This is a genomic window from Klebsiella sp. CN_Kp106 (assembly GCF_040064575.1).
GTDB classification, from domain to species: domain Bacteria; phylum Pseudomonadota; class Gammaproteobacteria; order Enterobacterales; family Enterobacteriaceae; genus Klebsiella; species Klebsiella michiganensis.
Genome location: NZ_JBEAIG010000050.1, coordinates 24076 through 45718 on the forward strand (window position 1 = coordinate 24076; position 21643 = coordinate 45718).

17 protein-coding genes and 1 other RNA gene are annotated in these 21643 nt (G+C 55.0%); 4 read left to right on the forward strand and 14 right to left on the reverse strand.

Annotation, left to right across the window (positions count from 1 at the left end; genetic code table 11):
• The 10 genes from sufS to ABLU96_RS15880 all read right to left on the reverse strand — a co-directional run bounded on the left by sufS (position 1) and on the right by ABLU96_RS15880 (position 10862).
• On the reverse strand, positions 1–1221 hold the full coding sequence (gene sufS / locus ABLU96_RS15835; RefSeq protein WP_064375353.1) for a cysteine desulfurase SufS: 1221 nt from the start codon (positions 1219–1221) through the stop codon (positions 1–3).
• Positions 1218–2492, reverse strand: coding sequence for a Fe-S cluster assembly protein SufD (sufD, locus tag ABLU96_RS15840; RefSeq protein WP_032749876.1), 1275 nt, complete (start codon positions 2490–2492; stop codon positions 1218–1220). The genes sufS and sufD overlap by 4 nt, the downstream gene beginning before the upstream one ends.
• Positions 2467–3213, reverse strand: a complete 747-nt coding sequence (gene sufC / locus ABLU96_RS15845; RefSeq protein ID WP_004851743.1) for a Fe-S cluster assembly ATPase SufC — start codon at positions 3211–3213, stop codon at positions 2467–2469. The genes sufD and sufC overlap by 26 nt, the downstream gene beginning before the upstream one ends.
• A gap of 16 nt (positions 3214–3229) precedes the next feature.
• Positions 3230–4717, reverse strand: a complete 1488-nt coding sequence (sufB, locus tag ABLU96_RS15850; protein WP_004851745.1) for a Fe-S cluster assembly protein SufB — start codon at positions 4715–4717, stop codon at positions 3230–3232.
• Between the two features lie 2 nt (positions 4718–4719).
• The gene (sufA, locus tag ABLU96_RS15855; protein ID WP_004119171.1) at positions 4720–5097 is read right to left on the reverse strand and encodes a Fe-S cluster assembly scaffold SufA; all 378 of its coding nucleotides are present in this window, start codon (positions 5095–5097) and stop codon (positions 4720–4722) included.
• 444 nt (positions 5098–5541) lie between these two features.
• Entirely contained in the window at positions 5542–6054 is a 513-nt protein-coding gene (locus ABLU96_RS15860; RefSeq protein ID WP_025108212.1) for a fimbrial protein, read from the reverse strand.
• Between the two features lie 11 nt (positions 6055–6065).
• Positions 6066–7013, reverse strand: coding sequence for a fimbrial protein (locus ABLU96_RS15865; RefSeq protein ID WP_025108213.1), 948 nt, complete (start codon positions 7011–7013; stop codon positions 6066–6068).
• A gap of 2 nt (positions 7014–7015) precedes the next feature.
• Positions 7016–9553, reverse strand: a complete 2538-nt coding sequence (locus ABLU96_RS15870) for a fimbria/pilus outer membrane usher protein (RefSeq protein ID WP_064405810.1) — start codon at positions 9551–9553, stop codon at positions 7016–7018.
• Positions 9554–9596: 43 nt separating this feature from the next.
• Positions 9597–10274, reverse strand: coding sequence for a molecular chaperone (locus ABLU96_RS15875; RefSeq protein WP_025108215.1), 678 nt, complete (start codon positions 10272–10274; stop codon positions 9597–9599).
• Between the two features lie 57 nt (positions 10275–10331).
• On the reverse strand, positions 10332–10862 hold the full coding sequence (locus tag ABLU96_RS15880) for a fimbrial protein (RefSeq protein ID WP_025108216.1): 531 nt from the start codon (positions 10860–10862) through the stop codon (positions 10332–10334).
• Between the two features lie 433 nt (positions 10863–11295).
• Here ABLU96_RS15880 and ABLU96_RS15885 point away from each other — a divergent pair, with 433 nt between their 5' ends.
• Entirely contained in the window at positions 11296–11955 is a 660-nt protein-coding gene (locus ABLU96_RS15885) for a winged helix-turn-helix transcriptional regulator (RefSeq protein WP_025108217.1), read from the forward strand.
• Positions 11956–12033: 78 nt separating this feature from the next.
• Entirely contained in the window at positions 12034–12663 is a 630-nt protein-coding gene (locus ABLU96_RS15890) for a helix-turn-helix domain-containing protein (protein ID WP_064405830.1), read from the forward strand.
• Positions 12664–13198: 535 nt separating this feature from the next.
• Here ABLU96_RS15890 and ABLU96_RS15895 read toward each other — a convergent pair.
• The 3 genes from ABLU96_RS15895 to ABLU96_RS15905 all read right to left on the reverse strand — a co-directional run bounded on the left by ABLU96_RS15895 (position 13199) and on the right by ABLU96_RS15905 (position 17199).
• Positions 13199–13447, reverse strand: a complete 249-nt coding sequence (locus ABLU96_RS15895) for a GlsB/YeaQ/YmgE family stress response membrane protein (RefSeq protein WP_004102935.1) — start codon at positions 13445–13447, stop codon at positions 13199–13201.
• Positions 13448–13735: 288 nt separating this feature from the next.
• Complete coding sequence (gene menI / locus ABLU96_RS15900; RefSeq protein ID WP_025108219.1) at positions 13736–14146, reverse strand: 1,4-dihydroxy-2-naphthoyl-CoA hydrolase; 411 nt, start codon at positions 14144–14146, stop codon at positions 13736–13738.
• On the reverse strand, positions 14143–17199 hold the full coding sequence (locus ABLU96_RS15905; protein WP_064405807.1) for an FAD-binding and (Fe-S)-binding domain-containing protein: 3057 nt from the start codon (positions 17197–17199) through the stop codon (positions 14143–14145). The genes menI and ABLU96_RS15905 overlap by 4 nt, the downstream gene beginning before the upstream one ends.
• Positions 17200–17402: 203 nt before the next feature.
• Here ABLU96_RS15905 and ydiK point away from each other — a divergent pair, with 203 nt between their 5' ends.
• Both ydiK and rprA read left to right on the forward strand, forming a co-directional pair.
• On the forward strand, positions 17403–18524 hold the full coding sequence (gene ydiK, locus ABLU96_RS15910) for an AI-2E family transporter YdiK (protein WP_064375359.1): 1122 nt from the start codon (positions 17403–17405) through the stop codon (positions 18522–18524).
• Between the two features lie 212 nt (positions 18525–18736).
• Positions 18737–18844, forward strand: an RNA gene (gene rprA, locus ABLU96_RS15915) — antisense sRNA RprA.
• Between the two features lie 83 nt (positions 18845–18927).
• Here rprA and ppsA read toward each other — a convergent pair.
• On the reverse strand, positions 18928–21306 hold the full coding sequence (gene ppsA / locus ABLU96_RS15920) for a phosphoenolpyruvate synthase (RefSeq protein ID WP_014229722.1): 2379 nt from the start codon (positions 21304–21306) through the stop codon (positions 18928–18930).
• Between the last annotated feature and the right edge of the window lie 337 nt (positions 21307–21643).

Here is a 21643-nt window from a genome sequence, read left to right on the forward strand (position 1 = left end):
TTAGCTTAATAATTTGTGGATCCGCTGTAGCCCCGCTACCAGTCGGTCCACCTCCTCCGTCGTATTGTACATCGCCAGCGATGCCCGACACATGGCCGGCACGCCGTAGAACGCCATCAGCGGCATGGCGCAGTGGTGCCCGGTCCGCACCGCAATACCGTAGTTATCGAGGAAGCTGCCGACATCATAAGCATGATGTTTGCCGAGATTAAAGGCGATCGCTCCCAGGCGATCTTGCGGGCCGTAAAGGGTTAAATCCGCCACGCTCTCCAGCGCCTGCAGCGCGTAGCGCATCAGAGTCTGTTCATATTCCGCTATGTGCGTCAGTCCCAGCGCGCTGACGTAATCCAGCGCCGCGCCCAGCCCGATGATGCCGCCGGTATTCGGCGTTCCCGCCTCGAAGCGCCACGGCGCTTTTGCCCAGGTCGTGCCTTCCGTCAGGCTGACCGTGGCGATCATCGACCCGCCCCCTTCCCACGGCGCCATCTCCTGCAAAATGTCCTGCTTGACGTAGAGCACGCCGATGCCGGTGGGACCGTACAGCTTGTGGGCGGAGAAGGCGTAAAAGTCGCACTCCAGCGCCTGCACGTCCACCGGATGGTGCATCACCGCCTGCGCGCCGTCCACCAGCACTTTGGCGCCGTGCTGATGGGCCAACGCCGTCAGAGCGGCGATGGGATTTTCGGTTCCCAGCACGTTCGATACCTGGGTAATGGCCAGCAGGCGGGTACGCTCGTCAAACAGGCCGGGGATCGCATCCAGCTGCAGCGTACCGTCCTGGTTCAGCGGGATCACCCGCAGCTGCGCCCCCACTCTGGCGCACAGCATCTGCCACGGCACGATATTGGCGTGATGCTCCATCGCGCTGACGATGATGTTGTCGCCCGCGCCGACGTTGGCGTTTCCCCAGCTGTTCGCCACGAGGTTAATGCCTTCCGTGGTGCCGCGAACAAACACCAGTTCCTCCGCCGAGCGGGCGTTGAGGAACGTCGCCGCCCGCTGGCGCACCTGCTCCATGCTCGCCGTGGCTTCCGCGCTGAGGGTATGAATGCCGCGATGCACCGCCGCATAGCCGTGACGGTAAAATTCCGCCTCGGCGTTAATCACCGCTTCCGGCTTCTGCGCGCTGGCGGCGCTGTCGAGGTAGGCCAGCGGCTGGCCATTAACCTCGCGATTGAGAAGCGGGAAATCCGCGCGCACGCGTTCCACAGAAAATGTCATGCCTTACCTCCCGGCAAACGCTGGCCTATACGCGCCAGTATCTGCTGCCTGAGCGCCTCATCGTCGATCGCTTCCGTGAGCTCCGCGGCAAAGGCGTAAAGAATCATCTGCTGCGCCGCCTGCTGCGTAATGCCGCGCGAGCGCAGATAAAACAGCTGTTCGTCATCAATACGCCCGATGGTCGCGCCGTGGCTGCACTTCACGTCGTCAGCGTAAATCTCCAGCTGCGGTTTGGTATCCACTTCGGATAAGCGGCCCAGCAGCAGGTTGTTGTTGGTCATCTGGCCGTCGGTTTTGATCGCATGCTGCGCGACGTTAATCAGGCCATTAAACACCGCCCGCCCTTTATCGTTGACGATGGTTTTATGCAGCTGGCGGCTGTTACAGTACCCGACCTGATGATCGAGCCAGGTGCGACTGTCGCAGACTTCGCCGTTGACCGGCATCGCCAGCGAGTTAATCCGCAGGGTGCTGTTTTCCCCCTTCAACTGCGTGCTGGTGTGGTGGCGCAGCACCGAGCTACCGAGCAGAAAACTGCTGCTGAAAGCGGAGGCGTCGCGCCCGAGCGCCAGGTCGTTATGGGCAAAGTGGTAGCTTTGCGCGTTCTCAAACGCCAGCTTGATATGCTGCAGGTGGGCGTTATCCGCCACGGTCATCGTCAGCCTTGCGCCGGTAAAGTGCCGCTCATCGTTAAGGCTCAGATAGTGTTCGATGATGGTCGCCTGCGCGCCGCTCTCCAGCGCCAGATGGTGGCGATAGTGGGCGGTGTTCATTTCATCGCTCGCCAGCCCGCGCGTCAGGTGCATAATCAGCAGCGGTTTATCCGGGCGCTGGTTGCGCCTGACCCGAATATGGGTAACGGTGGTCGCCAGGCTTTCGGTCAAATGCAGAAACACTTCGGGCTGAACGGCGTCAGGCAGCTGCTGACGCTCGTTATCCACCTGCACTTCATAGCCGCTGGCGGCCAGATCGTCGCTCAGGCTCGCGCTAAACTGACCGTCGACAAACACCAGCCGCCATGCCTCTACCGTTAGCGCCAGTTCGTCGCGCCGGGCCGCCGTCAGCGTCTGCGGCTGAGCGGCGACAAAGGTCTGATTCAGTAGCTCGTCCAGCGGGGTATATTTCCAGTTTTCGTGTTTACGCGTTGGCAACCCCAGGCGCAGCAGCTGTTGCAGATGCTGATGCGCCTGCGGGCTGCGCTGCCCGCTTTGGGACTCAAACAGATGGTGCCACTGCTGCAGCGCGTTACTGCTGTTCGGTAAGCCAGCCATAGCCCTGCTCCTCCAGTTGTTTGACCAGAGTAAAATCGCCGGATTTGACGATTCGCCCCTGGTACAGCACGTGGACGTAATCCGGCTTGATATAATCGAGAATGCGCTGATAGTGGGTGACGATAATAAAAGAGCGCTTGCCGTCGCGCAGGGAGTTGACGCCGTCAGAGACAATCTTCAGCGCGTCGATATCCAGCCCGGAATCGGACTCGTCCAGGATGCACAGCTCCGGTTCCAGCACCGCCATCTGCAGGATATCGTTGCGCTTTTTCTCGCCGCCGGAGAAGCCGACGTTAACCGAGCGGGTCAGCAGATCCTCCGGCATCTTCAGCAGCTTTATTTTGTCTTCCATCAGGTCCTGGAAGTCAAAACGGTCAAGCTGCTCCTGGCCACGATAGCTGCGCACGGCGTTGAGCGCGGTTTGCAGGAAAAACTGATTGCTGACGCCGGGAATTTCCACCGGATACTGGAAGGCCATGAAGATGCCTTCACCGGCGCGATCTTCAGGGGAGAGTTCCAGTAAATCTTTGCCTTTAAACGCCACGCTGCCGCCGGTCACTTCATAGTCTTCACGCCCGGCCAGCGTAGCGGAGAGCGTACTTTTCCCGGAGCCGTTCGGGCCCATAATGGCGTGCACTTCGCCGGGGCGAACCTCCAGATCCAGCCCGCGCAGGATCGCTTTGTCTTCAACGGCGACCTGCAAATTTTTTATACTTAACATCTTATTTCCTTTGTTATCAGCCGACGCTGTGTTCAAGGCTAATTGCCAGTAATTTTTGCGCTTCTACGGCAAACTCCAGCGGCAGCTCTGAGAAGACGTCTTTACAGAAACCGTTGACGATCATCGAAATCGCATCGTCTTCGCTGATTCCGCGCTGCAGGCAGTAGAACAGCTGATCTTCGCCGATACGGGAGGTGGTCGCTTCGTGCTCCAGCTGCGCGCTGTTGTTGCGGCATTCCACGTACGGGAAGGTATGCGCCCCGCTGTCCGGGCCAATCAGCATGGAGTCACACTGGGTGAAGTTGCGCGCGTTTGTCGCCGTCGGCATGATTTTGACCAGACCGCGATAGCTGTTCTGGCTGTGGCCGGCGGAAATGCCCTTCGAGATAATCGTCGAACGGGTGTTTTTGCCGATATGGATCATCTTGGTGCCGGTGTCCGCCTGCTGATGGCCGCTGGTCAGCGCCACCGAGAAGAACTCGCCGATGGAGTTATCCCCGCGCAGAATGCAGCTCGGATACTTCCAGGTGATCGCCGAGCCGGTTTCCGACTGGGTCCACGACATTTTGCTATTCTCGCCTTCGCACAGGGCGCGCTTGGTGACGAAGTTGAGGATCCCGCCGGTATTGTTGTCGCCGGGGAACCAGTTTTGCACCGTGGAGTACTTCACCTCGGCGTCTTTATGAATAATCACCTCGACCACCGCCGCGTGCAGCTGGTAGCTATCGCGTACCGGCGCCGAACAGCCTTCGATATAGCTCACGTAGCTGCCTTCGTCGGCCACCAGAATGGTGCGTTCGAACTGGCCGGTTTTTTCCGCGTTGATGCGGAAATAGGTCGACAGCTCCATCGGGCAGCGTACGCCTTTGGGCACATAGATAAAGGTCCCGTCGGACGCCACCGCCGCGTTGAGGGCGGCAAAGAAGTTGTCGTTGCCCGGCACCACGGTGCCGAGGTATTTCTTCACCAGTTCCGGGTGATCGTGGATCGCTTCGCCGAAGGAACAGAAAATAATCCCCTGTTCCGCCAGCTTTTCGCGATAGGTGGTCGCCACCGAAACCGAGTCAAAAATGGCGTCGACGGCCACTTCCCGTCCTTCCCGCACCGGCACGCCGAGAAGGTTAAACGCCTCTTCGACTTCGCTGGTCAGAAACGCGCTGGACCCCGTTTGCTGCAGCGCGCCGGGCTCAGAGGCGCAGGTATCATCGCAGTTGCCGCAGGAGGGCGCTGAATAATAGCTGTAATCCTGATAGTTCAGCTTGTCGTAGTGCGCCTTCAGCCAGTGCGGCTCTTCCATCGCCTGCCAGGCCTTAAACGCGTTCAGACGAAACTCCAGCATCCATTCTGGCTCATTGCGGCGCGCAGAAATCGCCCTGACCACCTCTTCATTTATGCCTTTCGCCAGCTCATCGGTCCGTAGCTGAGTGAAAAAGCCCTCTTTATAGTTGAGTGGCCCGCCGCTCCAGGTTTTGACATCGTCAGTTGCTTCAGTATTACGAGACATAGTTACTCCGCCTGAACGCCAAAACTTTCGCCGCAGCCGCATTCGTGCTGGGCTTTAGGGTTATGAAATTTGAAGATTTGATTTAAGCCTTCGCGAACGTAATCGAGCTCGGTGCCGTCGATAAACGGCATCGCCTGCAGCGGCGCCCACAGCTTCGCGCCATCGCGCTCAAATAACAGATCGTCTTTCGCCGGTTCAGCAATTAGCTCGAGAACGTAGCCAAAACCGGCGCAGCCGCTGGTTTTAACGCCAAGCCGCAGCCCCTGCATATCCGGCTGTTTGCGGACCAGATCGCGAATATGGGCGGCGGCGGCTGGGGTCATGACCAGCCCACGCCAGCTAAAATCTTCGGGATTGAAAGTTCCTGCATGTGAATTCATCGCTCTACCTCATAGGTTGACGCCATCGGGCCATATCGCTATGTTAGTGATAATGATTATCACTTCAACCCATCCAGAGAAGGGGTATTTCCCCATTCAGTGCTTTTTATAAGCATAGACCCTGACAGAAGAGATATCGGAGATGGAATAAATTGTTCAATGCATTGATTAATAATGCATTTCAGTGACAGAAAGGTAGAAATTGCAGGAAAGTTAAAATATGCATCGGAAATACCTATTTTTGAGATAGCGAATTTGCGTTGCACAGAACCCGCCGTGAAGGGCAAAAGAGTCACAATCACGTACTGCGGGTAAAAAGGAGAAATGGCGGACGTTATCTTTCCCGGTCATGAGGCAAAAAGACCGCGATAACCACGGAAATTAAAAGGGCAGCGCCATGACGGCGATCAAGGCGCTACCGCGTATCGCTAAACGGATGCCCGTTTAATTGTACTGCAGCGTCATGACCACAACGGCACTGACGCTTCCGGGCGTCGCACCGCCTGACACCGATTTTACCGAGGCCTGCATAGCCAGGGTTGCGGTTCTGTCAGCCGCGATATTGTGGGTGATGCTGGAACCCGTTCCCTTTAGCGCGCCGCTGCCCGCTTCACTCATCGCTACCGCCACGTTGGTTGCCGTACCGCTATTCAGATAATAGTCAGGACCGGCAAGCGGATCGGGAGTGCCGGTGAAGGAGGCCGTTACGCTGCGCGTTCCCGCCGGACAGTTGGTAAACAGCAAATTAAAGGCCACAGGGTCGGAGGATGACCCGGGCGTGGCCATATTGGTTGCCTGAATATCGCCCAGATTGACATCGAGGTTGCTGTTTCCCCCATTGAATATACAGGGCGAGGCGACAATATTTCCCGTCACCCCCATCGTCACGCTGTCGGCAGAAAAAACGTTCCAGCACAGCAACGTCAGAATAAGCAATTTTTTATGGCGTATTTTCATTTTTTCACCCGTTACTGGTACGTCAAATTAAGCGTGGCGGTCGCATTTGCCGAGCCGGACTCAACGGAAGTTAAGGTCTGATAATAACGGGCCGTCAGCGGCAGCGTTTCTTGCCCGCCCGATGACCGTTTTAATAACAGCGGGCTATTGATGGACAGCGGCGCGCCATTATATAAAAGCTGCACGCCGACGCCTTTTGCCGTCCCGGCGCTGCCCTGCCCCGTTAATGCCATTACGCTGGGGTTGGCGCTATCGGGATTTTGTACGCCGCTCAGCGAAACGGTGATATTGGTGCCGGCGCTGCAGCTTAACCCCAGATTTTGCGTATTCTGCGCGCCAGCGGGCGTGGTGCCTACCGTCGAGCCGAACGTTGAAGCGGGAATATCGCCAATGATGAAGTTCAACTGAGGCGTAGTGATACTGCAGGCCAGGGCGTTGATTGTCCCATCGGTCAGCGTTGCGGTCAGGCCATCACGGTAGACGCCGTCGCTGCCCTGGAGCGTCACCACCCCGATCGTTCCCGGCGTTAATGCGCCCGATGATACCTGCCCGGTCACCACCAGCTGTATGTTGCCGCCGTACCAGTCGACATAAGAGGTCTGTGCGTTATAGGAGAATGTATTACTTGGATTTTCAAAATAAGCGTTTGATGAAAAACGAATACCAATACCGCTAATATTAGTGTTGTAAACGTGATTACCGTAGCTGCTCAGCGTCGCATTATTATATCGCATGCTGAAACCCAGCATGAGTGGGTTAGTACAGCCGGAAAGGTAAGAGCCCGTATATGTCCCGCCCCCCGAAAAAATAACGGTCCCGACCGGCGCATCACGCGGTACGGTAATCGTTCCCACGGACAGAGTGGAGATCTGCGGGGTAATGGTGGTGCAGGTTCCGGCACGCGCGCTATTCCATCCGGCTATCAAGCCGAGCAAAATAACAGAGTAAATCAATCTCATGTTTAACGTTCCTGGTGGCAACTGGCGCTAACTTCTGTTATTCCAGCGTAGGTTGATTGTTTCGGCAGGCTGAAATCAGCACGGCACTGTTGGCTGGACTGGCGGCCCCACGTGACGAAGATCGCCCCCTGCTCGCGCATTCCGCTTAAAAAAACCTGGCCGCGATCGCCAACGATAAAGCTGCTCTTATTATCATCCGCAAGCGTCACCACCGCCCCGAACGGCACGAAGCGGTTATTGTCGGTTAAGGTCATCAGGACCCTGCGCCCCACTTTGGAAAGATAATCGGCGCGCACCACCGCGCCTCGCGTCGGGGTAACCGTGTCGGTGTTTATCTCCAGCTCTACATCCTCAGGCATATTTTGCGGATCGAGCGTCAGGTCGTTTTTTCGATAGACGGAAATATTGCTGACTACCGTATATCCCCGGTAGTCCGTGCGCGCGCCGGGTTGGTTGCGAATATTCACGCCGTGTGCGCCGGGGGCTTTTATCAGGGCATTGGTTTCACCGAGCGGTTGGGAAAGCGTGATGCCATCGGCGTGGGCGATAACGCCCCCCTGCAGACCATAATTAAGCCGCTCGCTGTTTTTGTCGTAGCTATACCCCGCCGTCACTTCGCCGTACGTCCCTTTATAGTCACCGTTCATATTGCCGGTGTAACCCACGCCATCCGTACCGTAACCCTGCTGGACGTTCCAGTTCAGCGAGTTGTTCTCCAGCGCGACCCCGTTCATGCCGATATTATGCGTCGTTCCACCATTCTTGCTGGCGTTCATGCCATAGCTGGCCCACGTTTGCGGGAGGAATTTATCCAACGGTACGCTGACGTTAAACGCCAGCAGCTGGTCGTGGGCGCTGTTATTCGCGCTGTCGTTTGACGTCGCGCTGCCATTTTTGCTGTATGTCCAGGTCAGGCCGTAGCTGATATTGCGCCAGTAGTTGTTGTATCCGACGCTCCAGGAAGCCATCGACCTGGCGGAGTTCCAGTAATCTTCCCTCGCCGCGCTGAGGGTTAGCGATCCCAGTTCGCGGCTCAGCGTCTGGCTCATCGTCAGCTCCGCGCGGTTACGCCTGCGGTCCTGCAGCGCGTTGCTGTCTCCATATGAGTCCAGAACTTCCTGCATCCCGTAATAGCCGCTGGTGGAATAGCGGTATCCCGCAATGGAAAAGTTGGTCCCGGTATCGATGAAGTTTTTGCTGTATCGCGCTCGCCAGGATTGGCCGCGCGATTTTTCCGTTTTATCCGGCGTTGACCAGGCCTGCGTGACATCCGTGGAGATAGCGCCTAACGCCCCCATATTTTTACCCACGCCGAATGCCAGCGACTGATATTTGCTTGACTCCTGCAGGCCGCCATAGAGGGTAAAGCCATGCTGCAGGCCATAAATTGCCGTTGCCTGCCCGAAAGGGGTTTTATCCACGCTGCTGTTATATGAACGATACTGCCCGCCGGTGATGGCGTATTTGAACCGGCCTTCCCGCTGCAGTACCGGCAGCGAGGCGTAGGGCAGCGTGAAGTGCTGTTCGCTGCCATCGGCTTCCTTAATCGTCACGTCGAGATCGCCTGCCCCGCCGGTAGGATACATATCCGTGATTTCAAAGGCGCCCGGCGCAACGTAGCTTTGGTAGATCTGGTAGCCGTTCTGGCGCACCACGACCTGCGCATTGGTTCGGGCAATGCCGCGTACTACGGGCGCATAGCCCTTAAGAGAATCCGGCAGCATGTCGTCATCGGATGCCAGCTGGCCGCCGCGAAACGGCATACTGTCGAACACGTCGGCAGGCGCAGAACTGTCACCAACGGTAAGCTGGGCTTTCAGAGGAATAATGGCCCGCTGCGCGTAGGTATAAACGGTATCCCATTTATCCTGGCCGGAGGACTCCCGTGACCAGGTGGTATAGTTGCGAAAACGCCACGGCCCTATATTGATCCCCGGACGCAGGTTCGCATACTGGCTGTCGCTTCTGCCGCCCTGGCCCGTTTTCGCCCGAGTGTTCGCTCCGCTCAGGCTGTAATTGAGCAATGCCGCAGTAATTCCCTCATCCCACATTTCCGGCGGTACATAGCCCCTTGCCGGCAGGTCGATCGCCGCCTGGGGAATGCTGATAACCAGCCGCTGGGCGCCAAATTGAAAATCAGCGCTGGCTTGCGGAATAGCCTGGAGATTGGCGCAATCACTATTTTCTACCGACAGCTGGGGAAAAAGTTCGGTTTTCACTCCCCACTGTTTTAATTGTTCCACGCTCAGACAGGGCTGCAATACCTCATTACCGCCCCCGGTCTTTGCCATCGAAAAAGGAATATCCCGGGTGTCCATTAACTGGTCATCAAGAATAATATCCACATGGTATGTTCCCGGCGCCTGAGAGCCCGATTCAAAAGCCGATAAATCCGCTTTGCCCACGCCGGGATTATCCAGCTCTACCAGGGCCGTATTAAACGAATCACTGGCATACAGTTCCGGAGAGAAACCGGTCAACACTATGGCGATAAGCGTAGCCAGACGAGCAGGTCGCAACTTATTATTTTTTATTGTCATCGCTATTACCTATTTAACGCTGGGCTTGCCATTTGTTCAGGGATTACAAACTGGCTTGATGTGACGGACCGGGGCTGCCGTAGTCATTAATAACTTTAAATGTCAGGGCATTGCCGGAGGCCCCGTCCGGCAAGCGGAACCGGGTGGTCGAACCCGGCATGACGTAGGTCACCTGGGCAAGCATTTTTCCGCCCACGGTAATTTCATTGAAATTAATGACGTAAGGCGTTGGGTTATTAACCTGAAGTTCATTGCCGCTTCTTTGCCAGGTGAGTTTATTTGCCTGTTCCTCCGGCGTTGAGGCGCGAAGCGTAACGGGACGATAAATCAGCTTGATACGCGTTTTTACGGCAATTTGCAGGGAGTTCATCTGCTTTGATGCCGAGGGAATCGCTTTAATATTTATCCAGAATAAACTTTCTTTGGCCTGAGGCAGTGAACCTGTCGCGACAATTCGCTCAATATTTTTTTGTCCGCTGTCGAGGCGATACATCGGCGGTGTAATAATAAAAGGCGCTTTACCAGAACCACCTTCCTGCTCATCTATCCATGACTGAATTAAATAAGGCGTCGCATCAGGATTATTAACGCTGATTGACGCTTCTTTTTTTGCACCATCGAAAATGATCCGCGTGCCGCCAATAATTACCCCGGCAGTGGCGGTTGCCTGCACCAGCGTTAACATTGTTATCGCCAGGCCAATTGTTCTGATAAAACGCATTTAATACCTCTTAAAACAAAGGGGCCGGGCCGGCCCCCTACTGATTACTGCAGAAACTTAGTTGTAAACCACTGAGAAGTTCGCGACCGAGTTAGCTGGGCCGGCAACCACCGTCGCAGTGGTCGACACATACTGAGCATAGAAATTCAGCGTATTATCAGCGGTGCTGGTGAGCGGGTAGGAGTAACCGTTGCTGCCGTGCAGAGGCAGATCGGCTTTATCCGCCGTCATCAGATTAATCGCGACACCGGAGGCTGCGCCAGCGACCGACGAGTCAATAGCCAGCAGGCTGGAGTTACTTAAATCAGGCGTGCCATCAAAGCGGACTTTGGCATTGTTAACCGTCACCGGACAGTTCTTCAAAATAATATCGAATTTCGTCGCGGCGGTTCTCGAACCGGCTACCGGAAATTCAGTTTTATAATAATCGCCCAAAACAACCACCTGGTCCTTTGACGCGACATCGATGTCGCAGGCGGCATCCAAAATATTGCCATTAAAATTAACGGTACCCGCTGCTGCGAAAGCCTGAGTCATTGATAATGCAGAACCTGCTGCAAGTATCGCAATAACAATTTTCTTTTTCATAACGACACATCCTGTTTTACTTTATTTACATTCAGGCAAAATATTTAATAAACGCATTTTGCCATTGCTTTAATATATTGCCGGGAAACAGTGGTATATATCACACCACTATTTCATTTTATTAAAACCGGATTACCCCTGCCGACGAGACAAAATTTATACAACATTTTTTCAGCGCACAATCTATTTCGCGGTCTAAATGTAGACTCGAAATTAACAAAAATAAAACATTCAAATTAAGAAATTACTTAATCACACTGACCCCGGTCTACTTTTGGACTGGCGAGACAAAATCAATAAAATCAATTAATTATAACCATAATCCACCCAAGTCTATTATTAGACCCGGCGCCAATATTCCCTGAGATGCTGTTTTTTAAGATAATTCCCAACATCGATCAAAAAACGATCGCATAAGTTAGTGAGGTATCTTATGAACACGAGAATTATTCCTGAATTCGGCAACGAACCAGCGGAAGTACTTGAGATAAAACCCTTTAAGCACATTGAGAAATTAATTGATAATGTCCTGCCGTACGCCGAGAGACGAATAGTCTCGAAAGGGGAGATCGTCCATTATTACGATAATAACGTTCGTCAGTGTTTTTTACTTATCCAGGGCAGCGTCGCGCTGCATCGTCGCGGAGACGGGATTGTTTTAAATTCTGAGTCATCGCCATTTCTTCTCGGCGTGTGTAGCCAGTTTTCCTCTGAACGACTTTACGTCAGGGTACTGGAAACATCGGAAATTGCGGCCGTTTCGCTGGAAACGTTTAATCGCGTAGTGGCGCAACAGAACTTATGGGAGCATTTTTCAAAGCTGCTGATCTATACCGCATCGCGGGTTTATGAGCACTGCGCGCAAATATCGCAAATGTCAGCCTATGACATCATTCGTTTTCAACTTGTTGAATTAATGCAAGAGCCCGAAGCTATCCGGCAAAGTATCACCGCGGCGGCCTATATCAAAAGTCGAACCTATCTTTCCCGCAGCGGCGTTATGCGCATCCTCGCAGAGCTACGAACGGGTAAATACATTACCATGGAGCGCGGAGTGCTGATTGACATCCACCACCTGCCGCGAAAGTATTGATTGTTCATGTATCTTCGGAGTGGCAAGAGATACGCGCGAGGTTATAATAAGTCCGATCTCCTTCAGGATTTTCTGACTATGCCATCTGCAAATCACCCCTTCCGCGGCTCCCCTTACGCACAGGAATTTATTTCTCATTTACAGCCCTACTGCACGACGTACCGAACGGGCCGCGGCGAGCAGTTTGATCTTCAGGTTAACGGTCAGGGGATGTGTTATCTCCTTCTGGAGGGGACGATAGCGATATACCGAAGAAGTGACAATATGATGCTTTCCACGGCGCTCAGTCCCGCCCTTTTCGGCCTCGCTAACCTGACGGACATTTACTTTGATGACTATTTTAAAACCGTCACGCCGTGCCAGATTGGCGTACTCACAACCCGTCGCGTCGAGGAAATCATTAGAGAGAAGGCGCTATGGGGACTGCTCTCTAAACAGCTGATGTTTGTCTATAACCGCCTCTATCATAACGTTATGCCCCAGGGCACGCCAACGGCGTACGAGATGATTCGCCAGCAGCTGATCAAGCTCATGGAGGAAGAGGAGGGTTATCGCTACAGCGTGACGGCTGAAAGATATATCAGAGAGAAAACCCGGCTTTCCCGCAGCGGCGTAATGCGCATTCTGGCGGCGCTGAAAACCGGTGGTTTTATCGAAATGGAAGAGGGGAAACTCATAAAAATCAACAAACTTCCTGCTAAGTACTGATTATGCGGATTGGGCTTTCGGCCCTCTCGCGATCCGGCCTGCGCGCCGAAATGCATTCATGCAACAAATTCTATTCGTTTTCATTATAAGTATTGTCATTTCACAGAAATAAAGATTTATTCACTGCTGACTGGCTCATGTAGAATGCGCTGCTAAATTTCCTTCATCTTTTACGCAATGTCGCCCTGGCGACCGTTCGGGAACCTGTGTAGTACTGAATTATGGATATAGAAACAGATGTCATGTCGATGTGTATGGTCGTGTTGTTAATTATTAGCGTGTTGCTCGATTAACCTCTTCCCCCCCGTAAAATCAGTACGACTCGCCGTCGCCGGACAGGCCAGTCTATTCGCTACGAACCCGATCCAAATCGAAATCGTACCGTTCCCCCGCGCGGCCTGACCTGCCAGCGTATTCCGGGATAAGCGTTCAGAGAGGGGATATTGCCCTGTCGGGCATGGTGCAAATATTAAAAAGGCTGCCAACGATGGTGGCAGCCTCTTCACTTTATGGCGTTACTGATACGAAGAGCGAATTAGCTCCTGATCTTCCTGTAGATAAACAGGACAACCAGCGCACCAATCACCGCCACGACAAAGCTGCCGAAATTAAAACCATCTACACGGCCAAAGCCGAAGAAAGTACTAATCCAACCCCCGACAACTGCACCGATGACACCCAGAATTACGGTAACGATAAATCCGCCGCCGTCTTTCCCCGGCATAATCCACTTGGCTAAAATACCGGCAATAAGCCCAAAAATGATCCATGAAATGATACCCATAGCTAACTCCGTCCTCTTGTTACCTTGTAAATATCTGGTATAGAAAGATTAGCATAAATATTAATGATGTTTCATAAAATTATATTTAGCATACATAGACTTGTCAGCACGGGGATAATGGTCTACGCCCTGAACGCGTACCGGGCAAATAATCAGCAAGCGGAAGTATCGCATCGTGAATAATTAAAACCTCGGGAGAGGCAGCAATAAGCCAGGATTTTTCTTATTAAAAGTGAAACTGGAAGCGGAATACAAAAGCAGCAAGGGGGACATTTCCCCCTTGCTAACTTAGATGACTGCGGTTGTCAGCCGCGACGAACAGCAAAGGCGCCCTTGTTCATCAGAGATGTCGATTTGCCACACCTGATGACGGGAGCCGACGTGCAGCGCGCGGCACACGCCGCGAACCCTTCCGCTGCGCACCGAACGGATATGGTTAGCATTGACCTCCAGCCCCACCACCTTCTGCTCGCCTTCGCTGCACAGATAGCCGGCCACCGAGCCTAAAGTTTCCGCTAATACCACCGACGCGCCGCCGTGCAGCAGCCCAAACGGCTGATGGGTGCGGCTATCTACCGGCATGGTGGCCTCGATGGCGTCATCGGTAAGGGCCTCGAAGCGAATATCCAGCAGGCCGACCATATTCCCGTCGCCCATGGTGTTCAGCTGTTCCAGGGTGCTCTGACGTTTCCAAATCATCCTATAATCTCCAGTAGCGCCTGTAGCGGATGGCGTACGCCGCTGCCTTCAATACGCTTCACCTGGCTACGACAGGAGTAGCCGGTGACCAGGCAACGATTGCGCGGCAGGCGCTGCATCGCCTGCTGCCAGGAGAGCGCGTAGATAGCCAGCGAGTTGGCGTGGTTCTTCACTTCATGACCGTAGGTACCGGCCATGCCGCAGCAGCCCACGTTAACGTTTTCCAGCTTCGCGCCAAAACGCGCGAAGATATCCGCCCACTGTTTGGTGGAAGCGGGAAGCGCCGTGACCTCGGTACAGTGGCCAAACAGATACCACGACTCGCCGCCCTGCTCCTGCGCAGCGGTTGCCGACAGCGCCTGCGGCAGCCACTCATGCACCAGCATCACGCGGAAATCGCCGCGCTTGTCGCCGAGCACCTGGTTGTATTCATCGCGATAGCAGAGCACCAGCGCCGGATCGACCCCCACCATCGGCATGCCGAGCTGGGCCACCCGGTTCAGGAAATCGGCGGTTTTCTGCGCGGTGCGCGCGAATCGCGTCAGGAAGCCCTTAATATGCTGGGCTTTACCGTTTGGCGAAAACGGCAGCAGCACCGGCTGGTAGCCTAGCTTTTCGACCAGTTGAACAAAATCGGCAACCACCTGCGCATCGTAATAGCTGGTAAACGGATCCTGAACCACCAGCACCCTTTTCGCTTTCTGCTCTGCGCTCAGCGCTTCCAGCTGCTCCAGCGTGGTATTCGCCGAACGATGACCGACCATCTGCTGCTTCAGCGACGGGACGGAGAGCAGCGGGAGATCGACCATACCGATATGCTTTTCCGATAGCTTGCGCATCCACGGCTGATTAATAAAGAAGTTGAACGTCTTCGGCGCATGCGCCATCAGCGGCGCGTAGGATTCAACCGCCGCCACCAGATGATCGCGGACCGGCCGCAGGTAGCGGCTGTGGTAAAGCTGGAGGAAACGCGACCGGAACTCCGGAACGTCGATCTTAATCGGGCACTGGGTCGAGCAGGCTTTACAGGCCAGACAGCCGGACATCGCCTCCTTGACCTCATGCGAGAAATCGTACTCTCCCTTACGCGCGTGCCAGCTATTGCGGGTGCGCTCCACCAGGGTACGCAGGCTGGCGCGTTTTTCCGGCAGATCTTTTTCCAGCTGATTGGGGTCGACGCCGCGATCCGCCAGCAGGCGCAGCCATTCTCGCACCAGCGTGGCCCGCCCCTTCGGCGAGTGAATACGGTGGTTGCTGACCTTCATCGACGGACACATCGGGCTTTTGGCATCAAAGTTGAAGCACAGACCGTTGCCATTACACTCCATCGCGCCGCGCCACGAGCTGCGCACGGCAATGGGGATCTGCCGATCGAAGGTCCCGCGCTTAACCGCATCCACCTTCATCATCGGCGCATCCACGCCTTCCGGCGGGCATATTTTACCGGGGTTCAGACGGTTATCCGGGTCAAACGCGGCTTTAATCTTGCGCAGCTCGCCAAACAGTTCTGCCCCAAAGAACGCCGGGCTATATTCGGCGCGGAAGCCTTTCCCGTGTTCCCCCCACAGAAGGCCGCCATACTTGGCGGTTAAGGCTACGACGTCATCGGAGATGCGCTTCATCAGCATCTCTTGCTGCGGATCGCACATATCCAGCGCCGGCCGCACGTGCAGCACGCCGGCATCCACATGGCCAAACATGCCGTAGCTCAGGCCATGACCGTCAAGCAGCGCGCGAAATTCCACAATATAGTCGGCCAGATGCTCCGGCGGCACGCAGGTATCTTCGGCGAAGGGTATCGGTTTAGCGGCCCCTTTGGCATTCCCCAGCAGGCCAACGGCTTTTTTCCGCATCGCGTAGATGCGCTCAACGCCGTCCAGATCGTGGCAAACCTGCCAGCCGATAACGCCCGCTTCGCCGCGCGCCATCAGCTCATCCAGGCGCTGGCACAGGGTTGTCACCTGGCCGTCGATCAGTTCGGCGTCATCACCGGCGAACTCAACGATATTCAGCCCCAGCATCTCTTTATCCGCAACGTCGGTAATGAGCTCGCTGACCGAATGCCAGACAATATCTTCCCGCGCCAGATTAAGCACTTTTGAGTCGACGGTTTCGACCGACAGCGCCTTCGCTTCGACCATAAACGGCGCGTTGCGCAGCGCGGAGTTAAAGGAATCGTACTTAACGTTAACCAGGCGGCGTACTTTCGGTAAGCGGGTAATATCCAGCCGCGCTTCGGTAATAAACGCCAGCGTCCCTTCTGAACCGGTCAGGATGCGGGTCAGATCGAATTCGCTCATCTCGTCATTAAAGACGTGGCGTAAATCGTAGCCCGTCAGGAAGCGGTTAAGTTTGGGGAATTTATCGATAACCAGCTGCCGCTGCGCTTTGCAGCGCTGATAGACCGTGCGGTAAATACGCCCGATCGCCGACTGTTCTGCGCCCAGCGTTTCCGCCAGCGCCGCCGGAATCGGCTGCGTATCCAGAATGTCGCCGCCGATCAGCACCGAGCGCACGCCGAGCACGTGATCGGAGGTTTTCCCGTAGACCAGCGAGCCCTGCCCGGAAGCATCGGTGTTGATCATCCCGCCAAGCGTGGCGCGGTTGCTGGTCGACAGTTCCGGCGCAAAAAAGTAGCCGTACGGTTTAAGGAACTGATTGAGCTGATCTTTAATGACCCCGGCTTCCACCCGCACCCACCCTTCTTCGGGGTTGATTTCAATAATGCGGTTCATATAGCGGGACATATCGACGATGATCCCGGCGTTGAGCGCCTGACCGTTGGTGCCGGTACCGCCCCCGCGCGGGGTAAAGATCAGTGATTTAAAACGTTCTTCCGCCGCCAGTCTTGCCAGCAGAGCGACGTCTGCCGTGGAGCGGGGGAATAAAATCGCATCCGGCAACAGTTGATATACACTGTTATCAGTCGCCATCGTTAGCCTGTCGGCGTAGCTGGTGGCGGTATCGCCGGTAAAACCTTGTTGCTCCAGTACCTGCAAAAAATTCAGCACCAGCTGAACGACACCTGGCGCTTGAGAAATCTGTGGGATCATGACGCTCGACCCTGCCTGACTATGTTGTGTTGTAAGTGATTAAACGTTTGCGTAGTGCACACAACTTTTTATCACATTTTTTTCATATGCGCCCGCCAGAATTAAGGGCAAAATCAGGCGCGCGAAGATATTGATATTATTATCAGTACATGGAATTACGCTGCGTCAGCCTTGTGACGCGACTGCAAAGGTAAAACTTTATCATGATTAACCCCAATCAGCCCCGGGACATACCGCAAGTTCTGCTGTCGGTGCTGTTTTTGTCCCTGATTATTATTTCCTGCCTGTGGGTCGTTCAGCCATTTATCCTGTCATTTGCCTGGGCCGGTACCGTGGTTATCGCCACCTGGCCGGTGCTTTTGCGCCTGCAGCGCCTGCTGTTCGGCAAGCGCGCGCTGGCGGTGCTGGTGATGACGCTGCTGCTCTTTTTACTGTTCGTTATCCCTATTGCGCTGCTGGTCAACAGCCTGGTGGATAACAGCACGCCATTAATAAAAGTGATTACCAGCGGTAACTTTACGCCGCCGGATCTGGCGTGGCTAAATAGCGTTCCGCTGATTGGCGATAAGCTGTATACCGGCTGGCACAATTTACTGGAGATGGGGGGAACGGCGATTATGGTTAAAATTCGCCCCTATCTCGGCACCACCACCACATGGTTTGTTGGCCAGGCGGCGCACATCGGCAAGCTGCTGGTCTACTGCGGACTCATGCTGCTGTTTAGCGCCCTGCTGTACTGGCGAGGCGAACAGGTTGCGTATGGGTTCCGCCACTTTGCCACCCGTCTGGCGGCCAAACGCGGCGATGCGGCGGTGATCCTCGCCGGCCAGGCAATTCGCGCCGTGGCGCTGGGGGTGGTCGTCACCGCCCTGGCCCAGGCGGTGCTTGGCGGTATTGGCCTTGCGATCAGCGGCGTGCCTTACGCCGCGCTGCTCACCGTGGTGATGATCTTTACCTGCCTTGTGCAGCTGGGGCCTTTACTGGTTCTGGTACCGTCAATTATCTGGCTGTACTGGAGCGGTGATACCACATGGGGCACCGTACTGCTGGTCTGGAGCTGCGTTGTCGGCACCATGGATAACTTTATCCGTCCGCTGTTGATTCGTATGGGCGCGGACCTGCCGATGATTCTGATCCTTTCCGGCGTTATCGGCGGCCTGGTGGCGTTCGGCATGATTGGGCTGTTTATCGGTCCGGTGCTGCTGGCGGTCTCCTGGCGGCTATACGATGCGTGGGTTAACGAAGCGCCGCCGCCGCCGAAGGACCCCGACCTGGTGCTTGAGGAGCTGAGCGAGCTCAATACCCGAGCCACTCAGGATAAGTAAGTGAAAAGGCGGGGAAACCCGCCTTTTGCCCCTCTGCCCCTATCGCTGTCGGGCGCGGTAGCCTTAAAGCTTAAGAAATCCTAATCTATCTTTCACGCCATTCCACCACCCGCGGCCTGCTAACCGCATTTGCTTCGCAGATTCTTTACCTTAATTTAACTATTGAGAGGAATCCGATCGACGCAAAAAGCCTCAGTGCCTAGTATTAGCTCACGGTTATAAATCAACGCATTGATTTATAAGCATGGAAATCCCCTGAGTGAAACAACGAATTGCTGTGTGTAGTCTTTGCCCATCTCCCACGATGGGCTTTTTTTTGTCCGCTTTCTGTTCCCCAAAAACAAAAAATCCCCGCCACTGCTGAGCTGACGGGGAGTATCCAGTTGCCTGTTTTAGCGAGAACTTACTTATTCAGCTCCGCCAGGCCGAGCCAGGTTTGCACGACCGTGTCCGGGTTCAGGGAAAGGCTATCGATCCCCTCTTCCATCAGCCAGGCGGCAAAATCTTCATGGTCAGACGGACCCTGTCCGCAGATACCGACGTACTTGCCCTGCTTCTTCGCCGCGCGGATGGCCATCGACAGCAGCGCTTTCACCGCGTCGTTACGCTCATCGAACAGCTCGGAGACCACGCCGGAGTCGCGATCCAGCCCCAGCGCCAGCTGCGTCATGTCGTTAGAACCAATAGAGAAGCCGTCGAAGTATTCGAGGAACTGTTCAGCCAGCAGCGCATTCGATGGGATCTCACACATCATAATCAGCTTCAGGCCGTTTTCGCCGCGCTTGAGGCCCTGGCGTTCCAGCTCTTCAACCACCGCTTTTGCCTGCGCGACGGTCCGGACAAACGGCACCATGATTTCGACGTTGGTCAGGCCCATGTCGTTACGCACCCGCTTAACCGCTTCACACTCCAGCGCGAAGCAGTCGCGGAAGCTTTCTGACACATAGCGGCCGGCCCCGCGGAAGCCCAGCATCGGGTTCTCTTCTTCTGGCTCGTAACGTTCGCCGCCGACCAGGTTGGCGTATTCGTTAGACTTAAAGTCGGAAAGACGCACAATCACCCGTTTCGGGAAAAATGCCGCGCCAAGGGTGGAGATCCCTTCGGTCAGGCGACCGACGTAGAACTCTTTCGGCGAGTCGTAGCCTTTCATCAGCTCGCGGATTTCATTCTGCAGCCCCGGCTCCTGATCGTCGAACTCCAGCAGCGCGCGCGGGTGGACGCCAATCATACGGTTGATAATGAACTCCAGACGCGCCAGGCCCACGCCTTCGTTCGGCAGGCAGGCAAAGTCGAAGGCGCGGTCCGGGTTACCGACGTTCATCATGATCTTCAGCGGCAGATCCGGCATATCGCCAACGGTGGAGCTCTTGACGCTGAAGTCGAGGATTTCGGCATACACGTAGCCGGTATCGCCCTCGGCGCAGGAGACGGTCACATTCTGGTTTTCCTGGATGCGATCGGTGGCGTTACCGCAGCCCACTACCGCAGGGATCCCCAGCTCACGCGCGATAATCGCCGCATGACAGGTACGCCCGCCGCGGTTGGTGACGATCGCCGCCGCCTTTTTCATGATCGGCTCCCAGTCCGGGTCGGTCATGTCGGTCACCAGCACGTCGCCGGGCTCGATGCGGTTCATTTCGCTGATATCGTGAATGACCTTCACCGGACCCGCGCCGATACGATGGCCGATCGCGCGCCCTTCCGAAATAATCTGTCCTTGCGCATGGAGGGTATAGCGCTCCATCACCTGGCCGCGAGAACGGACGGTCTCCGGACGCGCCTGCACGATAAACAGCTTACCGGTATGGCCGTCTTTCGCCCATTCGATATCCATCGGACGGTTGTAGTGCTTCTCGATTTGAACCGCTTGCTGCGCCAGCTCCTGCACTTCCGCGTCGGTTAACGAGAAGACGTCGCGCTGCGCCTGCGGCACGTCTTCGATACGCACCTGCTTGCCGTGCTCCTGGGTAGGGGCGTAAACCATGCGGATTTTTTTCGACCCCATGGTGCGGCGTACGATTGCCGGCCGGCCCGCTTCCAGCGTGGGTTTATGGACGTAGAACTCATCAGGGTTCACCGCCCCCTGCACCACCATCTCGCCGAGCCCCCAGGCGGAGGTGATAAACACCACCTGATCAAAACCGGATTCGGTATCGATGGAGAACATCACACCGGACGAGGCCAGATCGGAGCGCACCATCCTCTGCACCCCGGCGGAGAGCGCCACCCCGCGGTGATCGTATCCCTGATGCACGCGGTAGGAAATGGCGCGATCGTTAAACAGCGAAGCAAACACGTGCTTCACCGCGACGAGCACGGCGTCAAAGCCCTGCACGTTAAGGAATGTCTCCTGCTGACCGGCGAAGGAGGCGTCCGGCATATCTTCCGCCGTCGCGGAGGAGCGCACGGCAAAGGAGGCCTCAGCGTCATCGGCGGACAGCTGGGTATAGGCATCGCGAATCGCATTTTCCAGTTCGCTCTGGAACGGCGTATCAATGATCCACTGACGGATCTGTGCGCCCGCTTTCGCTAATGCGGAAACGTCGTCAATGTCGGTTTCATCCAGCAGTTCATAAATGCGCTGGTTGACACCGCTTTGGTCCAAAAACTGATTAAAGGCATCAGCGGTGGTGGCAAACCCGTTCGGTACGGACACGCCCATACCCGACAGATTTGTAATCATTTCACCAAGGGAGGCATTTTTGCCCCCAACCCTGTCTACATCATTCATGCCGAGTTGGTTATACCAAAGCACCAGCGGTGACGAGCCATTGTTGGACATCGAGACAATCCTTTTGTGATTTAATACCAGTGATAAATAATTCACGATCGACTACGAGATTTATCCTGACATATTTATCCAGCTGAAAGAAACGGTGAATCGTTCAAGCAAATTATTTTTTCGTTTTTAGGATTCTTTGCCAGATATAGCTAAACTAATGATTCTTCAGAAATCTGATGAAATTTGATACAAAAGATACGCAGTTGCGAAAAATGAACTCACCTTTTCATTAAAAATAAAAATAGCGTTTCATTTTTTAAATATGAGACAAAGCCTGGAGCGTTATGCTTAAATTTAATATCAGCTTTCAGACAATTAAACTCATTATACCGGATGG